The organism is Pseudomonas sp. X10 (genome assembly GCF_054889225.1).
The window spans coordinates 849213-870613 of record NZ_CM142677.1 but is presented as its reverse complement, the minus strand read 5'-3'; the positions used below and the strand labels follow the sequence as shown (position 1 = coordinate 870613).

The following is a 21401-nucleotide window of genomic DNA, read 5'->3' as shown; positions in this document are numbered from 1 at the left end:
TCCTCAGGCCGCGCCTAATTACTCGAACCAATGGGCTCGGGCGGCCATGATCAACTTGCCGGCACGCTCTTCGTCGATGCCGTCGATGTCGAGCAGGTCGTCAATAGACTGCTCGGCCAGGTCTTCGCGGGTAACCACGCCGCGCACCGCCAGTTCCGCCGCCAGATCCTTGTCCATACCCTCAAGAGAGAGCAGGTCTTCGGCCGGATGGGCGTCTGCCAGTTTTTCCTCGGTAGCGATGGCTTTGGTCAACAGGCGGTCCTTGGCACGAGCACGGAGCTCGTTGACGATTTCCTCGTCGAAGCCATCGATGTTGAGCATTTCTTCCAACGGTACGTAGGCAATTTCTTCCAGGCTGGTGAAACCTTCGTCGACCAGCACCTGCGCCAACTCTTCATCAACTTCCAGCTCTTCGATGAAGTTGCGCAGGATGTCGCCAGTCTCGGCTTGCTGCTTGGCCTGGATGTCCTTCTCGGTCATCACGTTCAGGGTCCAGCCGGTCAGCTGGCTAGCCAGGCGAACGTTCTGACCACCACGACCGATGGCCTGGGCCAGGTTGTCCTCCGCCACGGCGATATCCATGGCGTGGGCATCCTCATCAACGATGATCGCCGCGACTTCGGCCGGCGACATGGCGTTGATGACGAACTGCGCCGGGTTCTCGTCCCACAGGACGATATCCACGCGCTCACCGCCCAGCTCTCCGGATACGGCCTGGACACGCGAACCGCGCATGCCGATGCATGCACCTTGCGGGTCGATACGCTTGTCCTTGGAGCGAACGGCGATCTTGGCACGCGATCCCGGGTCACGGGATGCGGCCATGACTTCGATCAGGCCCTCGGCGATTTCCGGCACTTCGATACGGAACAGCTCGATCAGCATCTGCGGCGCAGTACGCGACAGGATCAACTGCGGGCCCCGGTTCTCGGTGCGGATTTCCTTCAGCAGCGCACGCAGGCGCACGCCGACACGGAAAGTCTCGCGGGCAATGATGTCTTCGCGAGCCAGCAAGGCCTCGGCATTGTTGCCCAGGTCTACGATGACGTTGTCGCGGGTGACCTTTTTGACAGTGCCGGAGATGATCTCGCCGACACGCTCGCGGTAGGCGTCGACCACTTGGGCACGCTCGGCCTCGCGAACCTTCTGCACGATGACCTGCTTGGCGGTCTGGGCGGCAATGCGGCCGAACTCGATGGACTCGATCTTCTCTTCGATCACGTCACCGACCTTGGCTTCGGGATGGGTTTCCCGGATCTTGCTCGGCCAGGTCTCGATCGCCGGATCGTCCAGGTCATCTTCCTCGACGACGGTCCAGCGACGGAAGGTCTCGTAGTTACCGGTGTGGCGGTTGATTTCCACACGCAGGTCGACTTCGTCTTCAAAACGTTTCTTGGTTGCAGTGGCCAGCGCCACCTCCAGCGCTTCGAAAATGACGCCGGGCGGTACACCTTTTTCGTTGGATACCGATTCAACAACCAGCAGTACTTCTTTGCTCATCGTACGCCTCGCCTTGCGCAAGCCATTGGGCCCGGATAGTCCGCCGGGCCCGGCACGTCTCAGTCAAAACTGGGAATAATATTGGCCTTGTCGATCGAGTCGATCGGCAACAGGAATTCATGATTGTCTACCTGGACTACCACGTCCTGATCCTCCACACCGCGGAGAAGGCCCTGGAAGTTGCGACGCCCCTCGAAGGGCGTGCGCAGCTTGATCTTCACTTGTTCGCCGGCATGCGAGGCAAACTGTTCAAGGGTGAACAGCGGGCGATCCATGCCTGGAGAGGACACCTCAAGGGTATATTCGGAGCTGATCGGGTCTTCGACATCGAGAATACCGCTGACCTGACGGCTGACCGCTTCACAGTCGTCCACCAGAATCCCGCCGTCCTTGTCGATATATATACGTAAAACCGAATGTCGGCCCTGGGAGATGAACTCAATCCCCCAGCATTGATAGCCAAGACCCTCGACCACCGGGGCCAACAAGGCCTGCAACTGTTCTAGCTTGCTCGACACCTGAACCCCCTCGTGCATGCTGTGCAAATAAAAAATGGGCAAAGCGCCCATCCCTGAATACGCCGTTGAATACCGGCGCTGAGAACTGATCAGCTAGCAAAAAGCCCCTTAAAAGGGGCTCTGCAAAAGCTGGTTGCGGGGGCTGGATTTGAACCAACGACCTTCGGGTTATGAGCCCGACGAGCTACCAGACTGCTCCACCCCGCGTCAAAGCTGGGGTGAAAGTATAAGACCGAACCCTTGGAAGGGTCAATCTAACCTCCACCTGCAAGAAAGCCCGCTAAAGCGGGCTCCCATGCTTCAATTGGTACCGAGAAGGGGACTCGAACCCCTACACCCTATGGGCACAACCACCTCAAGGTTGCGTGTCTACCAATTCCACCACCTCGGCAATACTACTTCTTGAAACCCGTTACTTCTGCTCTTGAGCCGGAGGAGGTACATCACCTGTTGGGGTGGTTTCGCTCTTCTGCTCTTGGAGCACCGGTACATCATCATTTACTGCCGGCTTCTGCTCTTGCACTTCCAGAACCGCTGGATCTGGCAAACCTACTTGAGTCAGCTGATGAGCTTTCTCTTTAGCAAAGTATCCTAACCCAAGAGCAGTCAAGAAGAAAGAGGCAGCTAGTATAGCAGTAATCTTACTCAAAAAGGTAGCAGAACCTTGGCTTCCGAACACAGTATTTGAAGCACCTGCGCCGAAAGATGCACCCGCTTCTGCACCTTTACCCTGTTGCAGCAACACCAGCACTACCAAACCCAGTGCGCCCAACAGATGAAAAACAACTACGACTGTTTCCAGCATGTTCAGTTTCCTGCGGCGCGACAAATTGCACCGAATTCGTCTGCGTTCAGGGAAGCTCCACCAATGAGCCCCCCATCGATATCCGGCATGCCGAACAGCTCGGCCGCATTGGCCGCCTTCACGCTGCCGCCGTATAGAAGCTGCACACCATGGGCAACTTCAGCATCCTCTGCCGCCAACTGGGCCCGGATGGCGGCGTGCACATCCTGGGCCTGCTGGGGCGTGGCCGTCAGGCCAGTACCAATGGCCCATACAGGCTCATAGGCAATTACCGCATTGGCAAAGGCGGCAACACCGAAAGCTTCGATGATACTACCCAACTGACGCCCAACAACTTCGAGCGTCTTGCCTGCCTCGCGCTCTTCCAGGGTCTCCCCTACGCAGAGCACGGGCCTCAAACCACTTGCTTGGGCGGCTGCAAACTTGCGATTGAGCACTTCGTCGCTCTCGCCAATGATCTGGCGGCGCTCGGAGTGTCCAATCAGGACCAGCCTGCAACCTGCTTCAGCCAGCTGGCTCGGCGCAATCTCGCCGGTCAGCGCGCCCTGCTCGGGCTGTACAGCAGAATTCTGGGCACCTACGGTGATCCCTTTACCCTGCAGGCCATCAATCACCTGATTGATGAACAGGCTGGGTGGAAACACCGCGACCTCTACACCGCTCGGCAAGGCGAGATTACTCAAGCCCTGGATCAGCTCAGCGACGCTGGCGCGGGTACCGTGCATCTTCCAGTTACCAGCTACCATGGTGCGACGCATGCTTTACCTCGTCGGTCAAAGTGGGCGCAGATCTTACCCAACCCGAACATCGCTGGCAAGCGTATTTCAGACGCAAACTTCAGCGACGAGCTTCGCCAGAGCCTCGGCATGGCCGCGCACCTGGTTTTCGTCGTCGCCTTCGACCATCACGCGCAGCAGCGGCTCGGTGCCGGACTTGCGCAGCAACACGCGCCCACGGCCAGCCATGGCCTCGGTCGCCTTGGCGCTGGCCTCCTTCACCGCCGGATGCTCCAGCGGATCGACCTTGCTCGCGCCAAAACGCACGTTGATCAGCACCTGCGGGCACTTGCGCAGGCTTTGACGGGCTTGGGCCAGGGTCTCACCCCGGCGCTTGAGCGCCATCAACGTCTGCAGCGCGGCAATGATCGCATCGCCCGTGGTGGTGTGGTTGCAGCACACCACATGCCCAGAGTTCTCACCGCCCAATAGCCAGTTGCGCTCCAGCAGTTCAGCCATGACATAGCGGTCACCGACCTTGGCACGGGCGAACGGGATATTCAGCTCCTGCAGGGCCAGCTCAAGCCCCAGGTTACTCATCAGCGTGCCGACGACCCCGCCCTGGAGCTTGCCTCGCTCCTGCAGGTCACGCGCGATGATGAACAGCAACTCGTCACCGTCGACGATGGTGCCAGTGTGATCGACCATCAGCACCCGATCACCGTCGCCATCGAAGGCGATGCCCAGGTCGGCATGGCCGACCAGCACAGCAGCCTGCAAGGACTCGATATGGGTCGAGCCGCAATTCTCGTTGATGTTCAAGCCATCGGGCTCGGCATGCAGAACCGTCACCTCGGCGCCCAGCTCGCGGAACACGCTGGGGGCCACCTTGTAGGTCGCACCATGGGCGCAGTCGATCACGAGCTTGAGGCCAGCGAAGTCGGTGCTGCTCGGCACGCTGCTCTTGCAGAACTCGATATAGCGGCCCGCAGCGTCGTTGATCCGCGAAACCTTGCCCAATTTGCTCGACTCAACGACATTCATCGGCAGGTCGAGCAACTCCTCGATCATCAGCTCGATCTCGTCCGGCAGCTTGGTGCCCTGCCCGGAAAAAAACTTGATTCCGTTGTCATCATGCGGATTGTGCGACGCGCTGATGACAATCCCCGCCTCGGCATGGAAGGTACGGGTCAGGTAGGCGATGGCCGGCGTCGGCATCGGCCCCAGCAGCATGACATCGGCCCCGGCGGCGGAAAGCCCGGCCTCCAGCGCGGACTCGAACATGTACCCGGAAATACGCGTGTCCTTGCCCACCAACACTCTGCAAGCGCCCTGCTTGCGGAAGGCCATGCCTGCCGCCCAGCCGAGCTTCAGCATGAAATCAGGGGTGATGGGGTATTCGCCGACGCGGCCACGGATACCATCGGTACCAAAGTATTTTCTGCTCATAGGGACTCCAATCTCTTTTTATTCGGCGGCCTGTACCGCAGCGATCATGCGCACCACATCGACGGTTTCAGCCACGTCGTGGACGCGCAAGATGCTCGCCCCCTTGGTCATGGCCAATGCCGCCAGCGCCAGGCTGCCGTAAAGCCGCTCCTCGACCGGACGATCCAACGTCAGGCCGATCATGCTCTTGCGCGAAACACCCACCAGCAGCGGACGCCCCAGGCGATAGAGCGATTCCATGTGCTTGAACAGGCTCAGGTTGTGCGCCAGGTTCTTGGCGAAGCCAAACCCCGGATCGAGGATGATCCGCTGGGTATCGATGCCAGCCGCCGCGCAAGCAGCCATACGCCCTTCAAGATAGCGCGTCACATCGGCCGTCACATCCTCGTATTGAGGATTGTCCTGCATCGTGCCCGGCTCGCCGCGCATATGCATCAGACATACCGGCAAGCCGGTGGCGGCCGCGGCATCCAGCGCGCCATCGCGCTCGAGCGCACGCACGTCATTGATCAAGCCGGCACCCAGGCGGGCCACTTCACGCATGACCGCAGGTGTCGATGTATCGACCGAGATGACAACGTCGAGGCGATCATTGATGGCCTCGACGATCGGCGCCACTCGCTCCAGCTCTTCGAGCACGGAAACGGCGCGAGCGCCGGGACGAGTGGACTCGCCACCGATATCGATCAGGGTTGCGCCGGCGGCCACCATAGCCTCGGCATGAGCCAAGGCCGCATCCAGCTGAGTGAAGCGGCCGCCATCGGAGAAGGAGTCGGGTGTGATATTGAGAATACCCATGACATGGGTACGAGACAAATCAAGAACCCGGTTGCCGCAAGGCAACCGGGTCGGGTACTGCTGTGAGCTCATAGATGCCCTTAGATTTGAGCCGCTGGGCCGCCGATCGGCGTCTCCGGACGATCCTGTGCAGCCGGGGTGCCCGATGCACCGGCATCGCCATCCCAGTCGCGAGGCTCGCGTGGGGTACGACCGGCCATGATGTCGTCGATCTGGTCGGCATCGATGGTTTCGTACTTCATCAATGCATCGGCCATCGCGTCAAGCTTATCGCGGTTATCGGTGAGGATCTGCTTGGCGGTGGCATAGCACTGGTCAATGATGCTGCGCACTTCCGAGTCGATCAGCTTGGCAGTTTCACCCGAGACGCTGGCGTGCGGGCTTGCCGCGCTGCGGCCGAGGAACACCTCGCCCTCCTCTTCGGCATACATCAACGGGCCAAGCTTCTCGGAAAGCCCCCACTTGGTCACCATGTTGCGAGCGATCTGGCTGGCACGCATGATGTCGTTGGAAGCACCGGTGGTCACACCATCGAAGCCCAGGGTCATCTCTTCAGCGATACGGCCACCGTACAGCGAGCAGATCTGGCTGATCAGGGCACGCTTGGACAGACTGTAGCGATCCTCCTCGGGGAGGAACATGGTCACACCCAGGGCCCGACCACGCGGAATGATCGAAACCTTGTAGACCGGGTCATGCTCGGGAACCATGCGACCAACGATGGCATGGCCGGCCTCATGATAGGCAGTGTTCTGCTTCTCTTTCTCGGACATGACCATGGTCTTGCGCTCGGCGCCCATCATGATCTTGTCCTTAGCCAGCTCGAATTCCTTCATTTCGACCAGGCGCTTGCCACTACGGGCAGCGAACAGCGATGCCTCGTTGACCAGGTTGGCCAGATCGGCACCGGAGAAGCCTGGAGTACCACGGGCAATGACTGCGGCGTTGACGTTCTCGCCAATCGGCACCTTGCGCATGTGCACCTTGAGGATCTGCTCACGGCCACGGATATCCGGCAGGCCAACCACCACCTGGCGGTCGAAACGGCCTGGCCGCAGCAGGGCGGGGTCGAGCACGTCAGGACGGTTGGTGGCGGCGATGACGATGATGCCATCGTTCATTTCGAAGCCATCCATCTCCACCAGCAACTGGTTGAGAGTCTGCTCGCGCTCGTCATGACCACCGCCCATACCGGCGCCACGGTGGCGGCCGACAGCGTCGATTTCGTCGATGAAGATGATGCAAGGCGCGTGCTTCTTCGCCTGTTCGAACATGTCGCGAACGCGGCTGGCACCGACACCGACGAACATTTCGACGAAGTCAGAACCGGAAATGGTGAAGAACGGTACCTTAGCTTCGCCTGCGATGGCCTTGGCCAGCAGGGTCTTACCCGTACCAGGCGGGCCGACCATCAGTACGCCACGCGGGATGCGACCACCGAGGCGCTGGAACTTGCCCGGGTCGCGGAGGAACTCGACCAGCTCGCCGACTTCTTCCTTGGCCTCGTCGCAGCCAGCGACGTCAGCCAGGGTAGTCTTGACCTGGTCTTCGGACAACAGGCGCGCCTTGCTCTTGCCGAAGCTCATCGGGCCGCCCTTGCCGCCCGCTCCGCCCTGCATCTGGCGCATGAAGAACATGAATACGGCGATGATCACCAAGATCGGGAAGCTGGCCACCAGCAACTGGGTCCAGATGCTCTGTTGTTCCGGCTGCTTGCCTTCGACTACCACGTGGTTATCGACCAGGTCGCCGATCAGGCCATTGTCGGTGATGGCCGGACGGATAGTCTTGAAGGAGTCGCCATCGGTGCGCTTACCGGTAATGACGTAGCCGTCGACCGCCACTCGCTCGACCTTACCGTCCTTGACCTGCTGGATGAAGTCGGAATAGTTGAGGGTCTGCGGCTCGTTCGGGCTGGAGAAGTTGTTCATCACCGTCACCAAGACAGCCGCGATGATCAACCACAGGATCAGATTCTTTGCCATGTCGTTCAATTAGCTACCCTCTGAGGTCGGCGCACGACGCAGCCGTGCCTCGCATGATATTCACCGGCCTAACTTACTACATTACCTACGCGTCCGCAGGCGCCGTCTGTAACCCTTTGTGAAACCTAGACTACACGATGTTCGGACAGTCGAGGCAGTGCGGCCGATTGGAAAAAACTATCGGACGCCCCGGGATACGCCGGTTGGCGCCCCTTCATTCGCCGCGATACCCCCTGGCCAACAGGTACTGTTCACGGGAGCGGTCCCGCGATGACTGGGGTTTGCGCATCTGCACCTTGTCGAACTTGCCACGCACCTCCTTGAGGTACTGGTCGAAACCTTCACCCTGGAAGATCTTGATCAGGAAGTCCCCGCCAGGCCGCAGCACCCGGGTTGCCAGGTCCAGGGCCAGTTCGCAGAGGAACATGGCCCGAGGCATGTCCACGGCAGGCGTACCACTCATATTGGGGGCCATGTCGGAAATCACAAGGTCCACGTGCGAATCACCGACCGCCTCGAGAATCTGGGCCAGCACCTCATCCTGGGTGAAGTCACCCTGGATGAAGGTAACGTCGGGGATCGTGTCCATTTCCAGGATGTCCGAGGCGATCAGGCGCCCCTGGCCGCCAATCAGACGACTGGTCACCTGTGACCATCCACCCGGAGCCGCACCTAAATCGATCACGCTCATGCCGGGACGAATCAGCCGGTCCTTTTCCTGGATCTCCAACAGCTTGTAGCTCGCACGCGAGCGGTAGCCATCCTTCTGCGCCTGCTTGACGAAAGGATCGTTGAAATGCTCTCTCAGCCAGTTATGGCTGCTCTTGGAACGTTGCGCCACGGGGCACCTCGATGATAAGCGTCGTGATTGACTGGGCGGAGCCACGGGCCCTCGGGTAAAATGGCCGCCAATTTTACAGAATCAGACGAAAAGGGTCAGATTATGCCGCTCAATAACGAGCAGAAGAAGCAGTACAAGTCCATTGGTCACGACCTGAAGCCGGTCCTGATCGTTGCCGAAAACGGCCTGACCGAAGGTGTCCAGGCTGAACTCGAGCGTGCATTGAATGACCATGAACTGATTAAAGTCCAAGTCAGGCTTGAGGATCGCGAAGATCGGGCAGCGACTATCGCTGAACTGTGCAAGGTCGGCCGCGCGGAACTGGTACAGACCATCGGCAAGATGGCGCTGATCTACCGCAAGAATCCTCAGCCGAACAAGCAACTGTCCAATATCCACCGCTACAAGTGACGGTGGCTCCGGTCAGCGGCGCGGCTGGCGCGCCCTGACCGGGACCGGCTGGGCCACCAGCACGATGCCGCTGAAGCCCAGCACCAGGAAGCAGAACATCTGCCAGCGCTCCCCCACGGAAACCCCGTAGCGCAACGTGTAGTAGCTGACACAGGCTGCCAGGCCAAGCAGCAGCATCTGGCCACGGAACTCCCGCCACCAGGCCGCCAGGCCTGCCACCCGCGCCAGCACCGTCAATTGCGTCAGCAGGCCCACAGCCGCGACACCGATCAACCAGCGATCGATCTGGGCCGCGACATCCTGGACCAACAAGGGCGCCAGCCCGCTCACCTTGAGCGCAGGCACCAAGCCAACGTGGAACACCCACAAGCCACCGACCCAGAACACCTGGGCCAGTTGCCAGAGGATACCCTCGAGGGTCGGCGCCCGCAGGCGTCGGTCAGATGTGCTTGACTTCGACAATCTCGTACTCGACCAGGCCGCTTGGCGTTTTGATCGCCACTACATCGCCTTCATCCTTGCCGATAATGGCACGGGCGATCGGTGCGCTGACCGACAGCTTGCCCTGCTTGATATCAGCTTCGTCTTCACCAACGATCTGGTAGGTCACCTGCTCGTCGGTCTCGACATTGGCCAGGTCCACGGTAGTACCGAAGATCACTTTGCCGGTATGGGCAATGGTGGTGACATCGATCACCACCGAGTTCTGCAGACGGCCCTCGATATCGCGGATGCGCGCCTCGACCATCCCCTGCTCCTCACGGGCAGCATGGTACTCGGCGTTTTCCTTGAGGTCGCCCAACTCGCGGGCCTCACCGATAGCCTGGCTCAGGCGCGGACGCTCGACCTTACTCAGGTGCGTCAATTCCTCTTCCAGGGCGCGCGCGCCCCGGACAGTCATGGGGTACTTGTTTATGCTCATGCTTCGAGTCCTGCATGCAGATCCTGCAAGCGACGAACGGTCTTTTCCGGACCGAACTTCAGCGCTTCGCAGATAGCTTCACCAGCCGCAATGGTGGTCGTGCAGTAGATTTTGTGCTGCAGCGCATTGCGACGAATCGAGTAGGAGTCAGCGATCGACTGACGGCCTTCGGTGGTGTTGATGATCAGCGACACTTCGTCGTTCTTGATCATGTCGACCACGTGTGGACGACCTTCGGTCACCTTGTTCACACGGCGCACTTTCAGGCCGGCCGCCTCGATGACCTTGGCGGTTCCTGCAGTGGCAACTACTTCGAAGCCCAGGGCGATCAGGTCGCGGGCAACGCCAGCCACTTGCGGCTTGTCATCATCGCGCACACTGATAAAGGCGGTGCCGCCGGTTGGCAGCACTTCGCTGGCACCCATCTGTGCCTTGGCGAAGGCTTCGCCGAAGCTGTCGCCCACACCCATGACTTCACCGGTGGATTTCATCTCAGGGCCGAGGATCGGGTCAACACCCGGGAACTTGGCGAACGGGAAGACGGCTTCCTTGACGCTGTAGAAGTTCGGGATGATTTCCTTGGTGAAACCCAGCTCTTTCAAGGTTTTGCCAGCCATGACACGGGCCGCGATCATCGCCAGCGAAGTACCGATGCACTTGGAGACGAATGGCACGGTACGCGAAGCACGCGGGTTGACCTCGATCACGTAGATCTTGTCGCCCTGCAGCGCCAGTTGCACGTTCATCAGGCCGACCACACCCAGTTCCAGGGCCATCTTGCGTACCTGCTCACGCACCTCGTCCTGGACGTGGGCCGGCAGCGAGTAAGGTGGCAGCGAGCACGCCGAGTCACCGGAGTGAACACCCGCCTGCTCGATGTGTTGCATGATCGCGCCGATCACCACGTCGGTGCCGTCGCAGACCGCATCCACATCCATCTCGATGGCGCAGTTGAGGAAGTGGTCGAGCAGTACCGGGCTGTCATTGGACACCTGCACCGCTTCGCGCAGGTAGCGCTTGAGCTCTTCAGGCTCGTAGACGATTTCCATAGCGCGGCCGCCCAGCACGTAGGATGGACGCACCACCAGCGGGTAACCGATGGCGGCAGCGGCACGGATGGCTTCGTCTTCGCTGCGCACGGTGGCGTTCGGCGGCTGACGCAAGTTCAGACGCTGGACCATCTGCTGGAAGCGCTCGCGGTCTTCGGCGCGGTCGATAGCGTCCGGGCTGGTGCCGATGATCGGCACACCGGCCTCTTCCAAGGCGCGGGCCAGTTTCAGCGGGGTCTGGCCACCGTAGTGGACGATGACACCCTTTGGCTTCTCGACGCGGCAGATCTCCAGGACGTCTTCCAGGGTCAGCGGCTCGAAGTACAGACGGTCGGACGTGTCGTAGTCGGTGGAGACGGTTTCCGGATTGCAGTTGACCATGATGGTCTCGTAACCGTCGTCACGCAGTGCCAGGGCAGCGTGCACGCAGCAGTAGTCGAACTCGATACCCTGGCCGATACGGTTCGGACCACCACCGAGGATCATGATCTTGTCACGGCTCGACGGATTGGCCTCGCACTCTTCCTCGTAGGTCGAGTACAGGTAGGCGGTATCGGTGGCGAACTCGGCGGCGCAAGTGTCGACACGCTTGTAGACCGGGAAGACTTCCAGCTTGTGACGGTGGCGACGCAGGTTCTTGTCGGTGATACCCAGCAGCTTGGCCAGGCGCTTGTCGGAGAAGCCCTTGCGCTTGAGGCGCAGCATCAGGTCCTTGTCGATCGCGGTCAGGGCCAGGGTCTTGACCTTCTCCTCTTCCTTGATCAGGTCTTCGATCTGGACCAGGAACCAGTGGTCGATATTGGTCAGGGCGAAGATTTCGTCACGGCTCATGCCGGCGCGGAAGGCGTCGGCCACGTACCAGATGCGCTCGGCGCCCGGCACGGTCAATTCGCGCTTGAGGATGTTGGTCGCGTCCGCAGTGCCCGGCTCGAGCTTCGGATCCAGGCCGCTGGCGCCGACTTCCAAGCCACGCAGGGCTTTCTGCAGGGACTCTTGGAAGGTACGGCCGATGGCCATGACTTCACCCACGGACTTCATCTGGGTGGTCAGGCGAGCATCGGCTTTCGGGAACTTCTCGAAAGCGAAACGTGGCAGCTTGGTGACGACGTAGTCGATCGACGGCTCGAAGGACGCCGGGGTGCGGCCGCCGGTGATGTCGTTCTGCAGTTCGTCAAGGGTGTAGCCGACCGCCAGCTTGGCGGCGATCTTGGCGATCGGGAAACCGGTGGCCTTCGAGGCCAGGGCGGAGGAACGCGACACCCGTGGGTTCATTTCGATCACGACCATCCGGCCAGTGTTCGGGCAGATGCCGAACTGGACGTTGGAGCCGCCAGTCTCGACGCCGATCTCACGCAGCACCGCCAGCGAGGCGTTGCGCATGATCTGGTATTCCTTGTCGGTCAGGGTCTGCGCCGGTGCGACGGTAATGGAGTCGCCGGTGTGAACACCCATTGGGTCGAAGTTCTCGATGGAGCAGACGATGATGCAGTTGTCCTTCTTATCGCGGACCACTTCCATCTCGTACTCTTTCCAGCCGATCAGAGATTCGTCGATCAGCAGCTCCTTGGTCGGCGACAGGTCCAGGCCGCGGGCGCAGATTTCTTCGAACTCTTCACGGTTATAGGCGATACCGCCGCCAGTACCGCCCATGGTGAAGGACGGCCGGATGATGCATGGGAAGCCCAAGCGCTCGAGCACCGCGTTGGCTTCTTCCATACTGTGGGCGATACCGGAGCGCGGGCACTCCAGGCCGATGGCCTTCATCGCCTGGTCGAAACGCGAACGGTCTTCGGCCTTGTCGATGGTGTCGGCGTTGGCGCCGATCATTTCCACGCCGAACTTCTCCAGGACGCCATGGCGCTCCAGGTCGAGGGCGCAGTTCAGCGCGGTTTGGCCGCCCATAGTCGGCAACAGCGCGTCAGGACGCTCCTTCTCGATGATCTTGGCCACCGATTGCCACTTGATCGGCTCGATGTAGGTGGCGTCGGCCATGGCCGGGTCGGTCATGATGGTAGCCGGGTTGGAGTTCACCAGGATGACGCGGAATCCTTCCTCGCGCAGGGCCTTGCAAGCCTGGGCGCCGGAATAGTCGAATTCGCAGGCCTGGCCGATCACGATCGGGCCAGCGCCGAGAATCAGGATGCTTTTGATGTCTGTACGTTTTGGCATGGGTTGTCACTCAAATCCGCAGGTCAGTCGGCAAGCCGTCTTGAACATTCTTGGTCAGGCACATCCGGGCGCGGCCAGCGCAGGCCCGGGGCCTTGTCGCAGGATGCTCAGCGGCGCTTGGCCATGGCATCGATGAAACGATCGAACAGTGGCGCGACGTCGGTCGGGCCAGGGCTCGCTTCAGGGTGGCCCTGGAAGCTGAACGCGCTCTTGTCGGTGCGCTCGATACCCTGCAGGGTGCCGTCGAACAACGACTTGTGGATCGCGCGGACATTGCCCGGCAGGGTGGCTTCGTCAACGGCGAAACCGTGGTTCTGGCTGGTGATCATCACCACACCGGTGTCCAGGTCCTGGACCGGGTGGTTGGCACCATGGTGGCCATGCCCCATCTTGATGGTCTTGGCGCCGGAGGCCAGGGCCAGCAGTTGGTGGCCGAGGCAAATGCCGAACACAGGGATATCGGTATCGAGAATATCCTTGATCGCCTGGATCGCGTAGTCGCAAGGCTCGGGATCGCCAGGACCGTTGGACAGGAACACGCCATCGGGATTCAGGGCCAGGACTTCGCTGGCAGGGGTCTGCGCCGGCACTACGGTCAGGCGGCAGCCACGGGCGACCAGCATGCGCAGGATGTTGAGCTTGACGCCGTAGTCATAGGCGACCACGTGGTAAGGCAGTTCGGCAGCCTCCAGGGTCGGGTGACTATCGGTCTGCAGGCTCCACACGCTGGAGCGCCATTCGTAGCGTTCCTTGGTGCTGACCTCCTTGGCCAGGTCCATGCCCTTGAGGCCAGGGAAGCCGCGCGCAGCGGCGATGGCCGCTTCTTCGCTGATATCGTCGCCAGCCAGGATACAACCATTCTGCGCGCCCTTCTCACGCAGGATGCGGGTCAGACGGCGAGTGTCGATACCGGCGATCGCCACGACATTGTTGGCTTTGAGGTAGTCCGGCAGGGACTGGGTGTTACGCCAGTTGCTGGCCAGCAGCGGCAGGTCGCGAATCACCAGGCCTGCCGACCAGACGCGATTAGACTCGGCGTCTTCGGCGGTAGTGCCGGTGTTGCCAATGTGCGGATAAGTCAGGGTAACGATCTGTTGGGCGTAGGAAGGGTCGGTCAGGATTTCCTGGTAGCCGGTCATTGCGGTGTTGAACACCACCTCACCAACGGTCTGACCGTCGGCTCCGATGGCTTCACCGCGAAAAATGCTGCCATCGGCAAGGGCGAGTATGGCTGGCTTAGTCAAGAAGACCTCCCGTAAATCAAGCCTGAAGGGGCGATCGCAGGCTGCAAAAAAGCGGAATGACGTTTGGATACGTCACCCCGCTCTTATATGCTGAATTCTCTGCGCGCTTTTAGTGGACACACTAAAGCTGTAGCTTACAGGAAACGCGTTTTTTGGTCTACCGCGCATGTGCCTCTAAAACACAGGATTGCGACAGCCCAGGAACTGCCTTGCATAGCCTTGGCAGGAGCCATCCCCAGCTGGCGATGGGCGGGGCCCAGCAGCGCTACACCCGTAGCAAGGCTGCGCCTTGCGCCGCCAGCTGATGCTGGCTCCTACCTTGATTGTGCAACCTGCCGAATCAGCGCAGGTCCAGCACGTCCTGCATGTCGAACAGGCCCGGCTCACGACCATCGAGCCACAGCGCGGCACGCACCGCGCCTTTGGCGAAGGTCATACGGCTGGAGGCCTTGTGGGTGATCTCGACGCGCTCACCGTCGGCGGCGAACAGCACGGTGTGATCACCGACCACATCACCGGCACGCACGGTGGCGAAACCGATGGTCTGCCGGTCGCGGGCACCGGTCTGGCCTTCGCGCCCGTAGACAGCCACCTCCTGCAGATCACGCCCCAGCGCCTGGGCCACGACCTCACCCATGCGCAGGGCAGTACCCGACGGCGCATCGACCTTGTGTCGGTGGTGGGCTTCGATGATCTCGATATCCACCTCGTCACCCAGCACCCGCGCCGCGGTATCCAGCAGCTTGAGGCAAAGGTTGACGCCAACGCTGAAGTTGGCGGCGAAGACGATCGGGATCTCCTTACCAGCCTCGGCCAGCAGTTGCTTCTCCTCGACACTGAAACCGGTGGTGCCGATGACCATGGCCTTGCCCGCCTTGCGGCAGAACGCCAGGTTCTTCAGGGTCACGGAGGGGTGAGTGAAGTCGATCAACACATCGAATTCGTCCACCACCCTGTCCAGGTCGCCAGACAGCGGCACTCCGATCCGTCCCAGCGCTGCCAGCTCGCCAGCATCGGCACCGACCAAGGTGCTGTCCGGACGATCGATCGCCGCCGTCAGGCCAGCCCCGGAAGTCTGCTGCACGGCTTCAACCAGGGTCTTGCCCATCCGTCCTGCCGCGCCCATTACCGCGATACGTCGCATAACCTGTTCCTTTTACAAATCGCCGAAGAAGCGCTTCACACCCTCGAACCAGCCATTGGCCTTGGGCGAATGGGAGCTGTCACCTTGCAGAGAGTCACGCAGCTCTTCAAGCAGCTCGCGCTGGCGACGGCTGAGGTTGACTGGCGTTTCGACCGCCACCCGGCACATCAGGTCGCCCGCCGCACCACCGCGCACCGGAGCTACGCCCTTGCCACGCAGACGGAACTGCTTGCCGGTCTGGGTGCCTTCCGGAATCTTCAGCTTGACCCGACCTTCGAGAGTCGGCACTTCCAGCTCACCACCCAGGGCGGCGTCGGTGTAGCTGATCGGCACTTCGCAGTACAGGTGCTTGCCATCGCGCTGGAAGATCTGGTGCTCACGCACATTGATGACCACATAGAGGTCGCCGGTCGGACCACCCTGAGTCCCAGCCTCGCCCTCGCCAGACAGGCGAATGCGGTCGCCAGTGTCGACACCCGCCGGCACCTTGACCGAGAGGGTCTTGTACTCTTCGACACGGCCTTCGCCATGGCAGGAGCTGCAAGGGTCAGTGATGATCTTGCCCTGACCGTGGCAACGAGGACAGGTCTGCTGCACCGAGAAGAAGCCCTGCTGCATACGCACCTGGCCGATGCCACCGCAAGTCGGACAGGTGGCCGGCGTGGAGCCTTTCTTCGCGCCACTGCCATCGCACGGCTTGCAATTGACCAGGGTCGGCACGCGAATATTGACGGTGGTGCCTCGTACCGCTTCTTCCAGGTTCAGCTCCAAGGTATAGCGCAGGTCACTGCCACGCTGGGCACCACCACGCGAACCGCCACGGCCACCACCAAAGAAATCACTGAAGACATCACCAAAGATGTCGGAGAAGTTGGCCCCGCCAAAACCAGCGCCACCAGCCCCCATGCTCGGATCGACGCCCGCGTGACCATACTGGTCGTAGGCCGCGCGCTTGTCGGCATCGGACAGCACCTCATAGGCCTCGTTGGCCTCCTTGAATCTGTCCTCCGACTCCTTGTCGCCCGGATTGCGGTCGGGGTGGTACTTCATCGCCAAACGGCGATAGGCCTTCTTGAGGTCAGCTTCGCTGGCGCCGCGCTCGACTCCCAGGACCTCATAAAAATCACGCTTTGCCATATGTCATTTGCACTCTTGAGGGCGTTCGGCAAACCTCTGCGCTTTTCGCGTGGTGCCGTCAGCACCTGCCGCCACACTCGAAAGAGCCCTGACAGATGCTGTAAAAATTCGGGTATTCCAGACACGCCAACGCGGGAGCAAGCCCCCGCGCGGCGACATCCTACCAGTCACCGCCCAAAGGCAGCCAACCGGCCGACAACCTGTAGCAATTACTTGTTGTCTTTAACTTCTTCGAACTCGGCGTCGACCACGTCGTCGTGCTTGCCAGCTTCCGGTTCGGCCTGCTGCGCGCCGCCCTGAGGCTGTTCAGCCTGTTGTTCGGCGTACATCTTCTGGGCAACCGGCGCGGAAACCTTGGACAACTCCTCGATCTTCGCTTCGATAGCAGCCTTGTCGTCGCCCTTGACAGCAGCTTCCAGGGCAACAACCGCGGTTTCGATCGCTGCCTTCTCGTCGGCAGTCACTTTGTCACCGGCATCGACGACCATCTTGCGAGTCGAGTGAACTAGTGCGTCGCCTTGGTTGCGGGCAGCGGCCAGTTCTTCGAACTTGCGGTCTTCCTCGGCATTGGCCTCGGCGTCACGCACCATACGCTCGATTTCCTCGTCGGACAGGCCGGAGTTGGCCTTAATCACGATCGACTGGGTCTTGCCGGTGGCCTTGTCCTTCGCGCCGACGTGCAGGATGCCGTTGGCGTCGATATCGAAGGTCACTTCGATCTGTGGAACACCGCGTGGCGCTGGCGGAATGTCAGCCAGGTCGAATTTGCCCAGCGACTTGTTCTGCGCGGCCTGCTTGCGCTCACCCTGCAGCACGTGAATGGTGACGGCGCCTTGGTTGTCATCGGCAGTCGAGAACACCTGCGACTTCTTGGTCGGGATGGTGGTGTTTTTCTCGATCAGCGGAGTCATCACGCCGCCCATGGTCTCGATACCCAGGGTCAGCGGACTGACGTCCAGCAGCAGGACGTCCTTGACGTCACCGGCCAGTACCGCGCCCTGGATGGCAGCGCCCATGGCAACCGCTTCGTCCGGGTTAACGTCTTTGCGTGCTTCCTTGCCGAAGAAGTCGGCAACGGCCTTCTGCACCATCGGCATACGGGTCTGGCCACCGACCAGGATCACGTCGTCGATCTTACTGACGTCGATACCGGCGTCTTTCAGAGCGATGCGGCATGGCTCGATGGTGCGGTTGACCAGATCTTCGACCAGCGATTCCAGCTTGGCGCGGGAGATCTTCACGTTCAGGTGCTTAGGACCGGTGGCATCTGCAGTGATGTACGGCAGGTTGACGTCGGTCTGCTGGCTGGAGGACAGCTCGATCTTGGCCTTCTCGGCCGCTTCTTTCAGACGCTGCATGGCCAGCGGGTCGCCCTTGAGGTCCATGCCGCTTTCTTTCTTGAACTCGTCGACGAGGTAGTCGATCAGGCGCATATCGAAGTCTTCACCACCGAGGAAGGTGTCGCCGTTGGTGGCCAGTACTTCGAACTGGTGCTCGCCGTCGACTTCAGCGATCTCGATGACCGACACGTCGAAGGTACCGCCACCCAGGTCATAGACGATGACGGTGTGGTCGCCCTTGGCCTTGTCCATGCCATAGGCCAGCGCGGCGGCAGTCGGTTCGTTGATGATGCGCTTGACGTCCAGGCCGGCGATGCGACCGGCATCCTTGGTGGCCTGACGTTGGCTGTCATTGAAGTACGCCGGGACGGTGATGACCGCCTCGGTTACAGGCTCGCCGAGGTAGTCTTCGGCGGTCTTCTTCATCTTCTTCAGGACTTCGGCGCTGATTTGCGGCGGCGCCATCTTCTGGCCGTTGACTTCGACCCAGGCGTCACCGTTGTCGGCCTTGGCGATCTTGTACGGAACCAGCTTGATGTCTTTCTGTACGACGTCTTCTTCGAAACGACGGCCGATCAGACGTTTTACCGCGTACAGGGTGTTATGCGGGTTGGTGACCGCCTGGCGCTTGGCCGACTGGCCAACCAGGATTTCGCCGTCATTGGCGTAAGCGATGATCGACGGCGTGGTGCGCGCGCCTTCAGCGTTCTCGATAACCTTGACGTTACCGTTTTCCAGAATGGAGACGCACGAGTTGGTGGTCCCCAGGTCAATACCGATGATTTTGCCCATGTTAACTCTCCCGAAACTTGAATTTGGCAGCAGCGGCTACATTGGCCAACTGCGGTAATACTTGAGTGCTTGACACCTAGATGGGGATGCCCGGACGGATTTCAAGCCTTCTCGTCGATCGAAGGCTGGGCAGCTGCCGGTGCCTTGCTGACAACAACCATCGCCGGACGCAGCAGGCGGCCATTGAGCAGGTAGCCCTTCTGGAACACCTTGAGCACGCTGTTAGGCTCGACTTCGGCGCTTTCCTGCATGGCCATGGCCTGGTGGTGTTCGGCATTGAATGGCTCACCGTGCGGGTCGACGGCTTCGAGCTTGTAGCGCTTGAGCGTGTCGTGGAACATCTTCAAGGTCAGCTCGATACCTTCACGCATCGGGCGGATGGTCTCGTCATCGGCGCTGGACAGCTCCAGGCCACGCTCGAGGCTGTCGATGACCGGCAACAGGTCACCAGCGAACTTTTCCAAGGCGAACTTGTGCGCCTTTTCCACATCCTGCTCGGCGCGGCGGCGAATGTTCTGCAGTTCAGCGGCGGTACGCAGGGACTGATCCTGGGCGGCGGCCAGCTGCTCCTCGAGCACCTGTACGCGGGCACCGAGATCCTGTGCACCAGCTTCATCGGTGTTCAGATTCTGTTCATCCAGCTGTTCGTCAGCCATAGGTCTCTCCTCCGCAATTCAGGGTGTGCGAGCCTCGCTCGCTTTGTCTGCGGGCTATATGGGGGCTGAAATGCCAGGTTCAAGGGGTACCCCTGCTTTCCATGAGGTCGAATGGCCGCCGACAGGAGGTACTCCGACAATCGCGCGAGGCATTGTCAGGCAATCAAAAAACACTGTATAAATAACCAGACCTGACCTTTCGGGAGCCGCCTCCATGCTGGTGCACCTGTCCATACACAACTACGCCATCGTCGAACACCTGGACCTCGAGCTCGCCCGCGGGATGAGCGTCATTACCGGTGAAACCGGAGCCGGTAAGTCGATCATGCTCGATGCCCTGGGGCTGGCCTTGGGCGACCGCGCCGACAGCGGCGTGGTACGCCCCGGCGCGGACAAGGCGGACATCCTCGCCACCTTCGATCTGGCGGCGATCCCCGAAGCCCGCGCCTGGCTGGTCGAACGCGATCTGGACAGCGACGGCCCCTGCATCCTGCGCCGGGTCATCACCGCCGAAGGGCGCAGCCGCGGCTATATCAATGGCACCCCCTGCCCGCTTGGCGACCTCAAGGCGATGGGCGAGTTGCTGATCGACATCCATAGCCAGCATGAGCACCAATCCCTGCTCAAGACCGATACCCACCGCCGCCTGCTCGACGAATACGCCGGCGCCAGCGACCTGGCGCGGCAGGTCCAGCTGGCAGCCCAGCGCTGGCGGCAGACGCGCCTCGAGCTCGAGCGCCTGTCCAACTCCGGCGACGAGCAACGCGCCCGCCACCAATTGCTCAGCTACCAGCTCGAGGAGCTGGACAACCTCGGCCTGGGCGAGAACGAGCTGGAACAACTGGAGCAGGAGCACAAGAGCCTGACCAACGCTGAGGCGCTGTTCGGCATTTGCCGCCAGGTGATCGACCAGTGCAGTGAAAGCGACTCGGGCAACGTGCTCAGCGCACTGACGGCCACCCTCAACCGCCTCACCGCCGTTGCCAACGCCCCCAAGGCACTGGGTGAGGCAGCCAACCTGATCGCCAGCGCGCAGATCCAGATCGAAGAAGCGGTCGGCGAGCTCAACCGCTTCCTCGACCACTTCGATGCAGACCCGATGCGCCTACAAACCCTCGAAGAACGCCTCGACACCATCTATACCCTGGCTCGCAAGCACCGGGTCCACCCAAGCGAGCTGCCACACCTGCAGCAGCGCTTGATGGAGGAGCTGGAAGGGCTCAATGCCAGCGACGAATCCATCGAGCGTCTGGGCGAGGAGCTCAGCGCCTTCGCCCAGCACTACCAGGACAAGGCCGAAGAACTGAGCGCCCTGCGCCAACAAGCCGCCCAACAACTGGCCGCCGCAGTGGAGCAAGAGATCCAGCGCCTGGGCATGCCCGGCGGGCGTTTCTGCATCGAGCTCATCCCCAGCAGCGGCCTCGAGCTATCACCCCACGGGCTGGAGCAGGTCGAGCTACTGGTCAGCGCCAACCCCGGCCAGCCGCTCAAGGGCTTGGCAAAAGTGGCTTCGGGCGGTGAGCTCTCTCGCATCAGCCTGGCGATTCAGGTCATCACCGCACAGACTTCCCGCATTCCGACCCTAGTGTTCGATGAGGTGGACGTCGGCATCGGCGGCCCCACCGCCGAGATCGTCGGGCAATTGCTGCGCCGCCTGGGAGAACGTGGCCAGGTGCTGACCGTGACTCACCTGCCGCAGGTCGCAGCACAGGGCCACCACCACCTGTTCGTGCACAAGGTACGCAACAGCGACACCACCCATACCGCCGTGGCCAACCTGGACAAACGCGAGCGCGTCGAAGAAGTGGCCCGTATGCTGGGCGGCATCGATCTGACCAAAGAGTCCCTGGCCCATGCCCGCAAAATGGTAGTAGCGAGCAAAGCTTGAGTTGAGCCCAGCCCTGAAAGCGCAAAGGCGGCCCTGA

At 61.1% G+C, this 21401-nt stretch carries 18 protein-coding genes and 2 tRNA genes; 2 read left to right on the top strand and 18 right to left on the bottom strand.

Translation table 11 applies throughout. The features are described 5' to 3' along the window. Positions 1-18 precede the first annotated feature (18 nt). From nusA to rlmE, 10 genes are all read right to left on the bottom strand, one after another. Positions 19-1500 (bottom strand): transcription termination factor NusA, encoded by a 1482-nt coding sequence (nusA, locus tag ACYU03_RS04015; RefSeq protein ID WP_461888213.1) that lies wholly within the window; start codon positions 1498-1500, stop codon positions 19-21. A gap of 59 nt (positions 1501-1559) precedes the next feature. Next, positions 1560-2018 carry a ribosome maturation factor RimP gene (rimP, locus tag ACYU03_RS04010; RefSeq protein ID WP_461891381.1) on the bottom strand — a complete coding sequence of 153 codons (459 nt, stop codon included), beginning with the start codon at positions 2016-2018 and terminating at the stop codon, positions 1560-1562. 130 nt (positions 2019-2148) lie between these two features. After that, a tRNA-Met gene (locus tag ACYU03_RS04005) sits at positions 2149-2225 on the bottom strand. Positions 2226-2323: 98 nt separating this feature from the next. Further along, positions 2324-2409 (bottom strand) — tRNA-Leu (locus ACYU03_RS04000). Positions 2410-2430: 21 nt separating this feature from the next. After that, positions 2431-2823 (bottom strand): preprotein translocase subunit SecG, encoded by a 393-nt coding sequence (gene secG / locus ACYU03_RS03995; protein ID WP_461888212.1) that lies wholly within the window; start codon positions 2821-2823, stop codon positions 2431-2433. A 2-nt stretch (positions 2824-2825) separates the two neighbouring features. Continuing rightward, complete coding sequence (tpiA, locus tag ACYU03_RS03990) at positions 2826-3581, bottom strand: triose-phosphate isomerase (RefSeq protein ID WP_461888211.1); 756 nt, start codon at positions 3579-3581, stop codon at positions 2826-2828. 66 nt (positions 3582-3647) lie between these two features. Continuing rightward, positions 3648-4988: a phosphoglucosamine mutase gene (gene glmM, locus ACYU03_RS03985; protein ID WP_461888210.1), complete on the bottom strand. Its 1341-nt coding sequence runs from the start codon at positions 4986-4988 to the stop codon at positions 3648-3650. A gap of 18 nt (positions 4989-5006) precedes the next feature. Then, positions 5007-5858 (bottom strand): dihydropteroate synthase, encoded by an 852-nt coding sequence (folP, locus tag ACYU03_RS03980; protein WP_461888209.1) that lies wholly within the window; start codon positions 5856-5858, stop codon positions 5007-5009. 8 nt (positions 5859-5866) lie between these two features. Further along, the gene (ftsH, locus tag ACYU03_RS03975; protein ID WP_461888208.1) at positions 5867-7771 is read right to left on the bottom strand and encodes an ATP-dependent zinc metalloprotease FtsH; all 1905 of its coding nucleotides are present in this window, start codon (positions 7769-7771) and stop codon (positions 5867-5869) included. A gap of 214 nt (positions 7772-7985) precedes the next feature. Then, complete coding sequence (gene rlmE, locus ACYU03_RS03970) at positions 7986-8612, bottom strand: 23S rRNA (uridine(2552)-2'-O)-methyltransferase RlmE (RefSeq protein WP_461888207.1); 627 nt, start codon at positions 8610-8612, stop codon at positions 7986-7988. A 102-nt stretch (positions 8613-8714) separates the two neighbouring features. Here rlmE and ACYU03_RS03965 point away from each other — a divergent pair, with 102 nt between their 5' ends. Then, the gene (locus tag ACYU03_RS03965) at positions 8715-9023 is read left to right on the top strand and encodes a YhbY family RNA-binding protein (protein ID WP_461888206.1); all 309 of its coding nucleotides are present in this window, start codon (positions 8715-8717) and stop codon (positions 9021-9023) included. A 12-nt stretch (positions 9024-9035) separates the two neighbouring features. Here the strand turns inward: ACYU03_RS03965 and ACYU03_RS03960 are convergent, their stop codons facing one another. The 8 genes from ACYU03_RS03960 to grpE form a co-directional block, all read right to left on the bottom strand. Next, positions 9036-9485 (bottom strand): MFS transporter, encoded by a 450-nt coding sequence (locus ACYU03_RS03960; protein WP_461888205.1) that lies wholly within the window; start codon positions 9483-9485, stop codon positions 9036-9038. Next, positions 9463-9939 (bottom strand): transcription elongation factor GreA, encoded by a 477-nt coding sequence (gene greA / locus ACYU03_RS03955; RefSeq protein ID WP_461891379.1) that lies wholly within the window; start codon positions 9937-9939, stop codon positions 9463-9465. Before greA ends, ACYU03_RS03960 begins: the two co-directional genes overlap by 23 nt. A 2-nt stretch (positions 9940-9941) precedes the next feature. Beyond that, on the bottom strand, positions 9942-13163 hold the full coding sequence (gene carB, locus ACYU03_RS03950) for a carbamoyl-phosphate synthase large subunit (protein ID WP_461888204.1): 3222 nt from the start codon (positions 13161-13163) through the stop codon (positions 9942-9944). Between the two features lie 107 nt (positions 13164-13270). Then, the gene (gene carA / locus ACYU03_RS03945; RefSeq protein ID WP_461888203.1) at positions 13271-14407 is read right to left on the bottom strand and encodes a glutamine-hydrolyzing carbamoyl-phosphate synthase small subunit; all 1137 of its coding nucleotides are present in this window, start codon (positions 14405-14407) and stop codon (positions 13271-13273) included. A gap of 340 nt (positions 14408-14747) precedes the next feature. Continuing rightward, positions 14748-15551, bottom strand: coding sequence for a 4-hydroxy-tetrahydrodipicolinate reductase (dapB, locus tag ACYU03_RS03940; RefSeq protein ID WP_461888202.1), 804 nt, complete (start codon positions 15549-15551; stop codon positions 14748-14750). A gap of 12 nt (positions 15552-15563) precedes the next feature. Beyond that, on the bottom strand, positions 15564-16688 hold the full coding sequence (gene dnaJ, locus ACYU03_RS03935; RefSeq protein WP_461888201.1) for a molecular chaperone DnaJ: 1125 nt from the start codon (positions 16686-16688) through the stop codon (positions 15564-15566). A 209-nt stretch (positions 16689-16897) separates the two neighbouring features. Further along, a complete protein-coding gene (gene dnaK, locus ACYU03_RS03930) occupies positions 16898-18820 on the bottom strand; it encodes a molecular chaperone DnaK (protein ID WP_461888200.1) in 1923 nt (640 codons plus the stop codon). A gap of 101 nt (positions 18821-18921) precedes the next feature. Continuing rightward, positions 18922-19476: a nucleotide exchange factor GrpE gene (grpE, locus tag ACYU03_RS03925; RefSeq protein WP_461888199.1), complete on the bottom strand. Its 555-nt coding sequence runs from the start codon at positions 19474-19476 to the stop codon at positions 18922-18924. A 214-nt stretch (positions 19477-19690) separates the two neighbouring features. Between grpE and recN the strand changes: the two genes are divergently transcribed. Further along, complete coding sequence (gene recN / locus ACYU03_RS03920) at positions 19691-21364, top strand: DNA repair protein RecN (RefSeq protein WP_461888198.1); 1674 nt, start codon at positions 19691-19693, stop codon at positions 21362-21364. Positions 21365-21401: the final 37 nt, after the last annotated feature.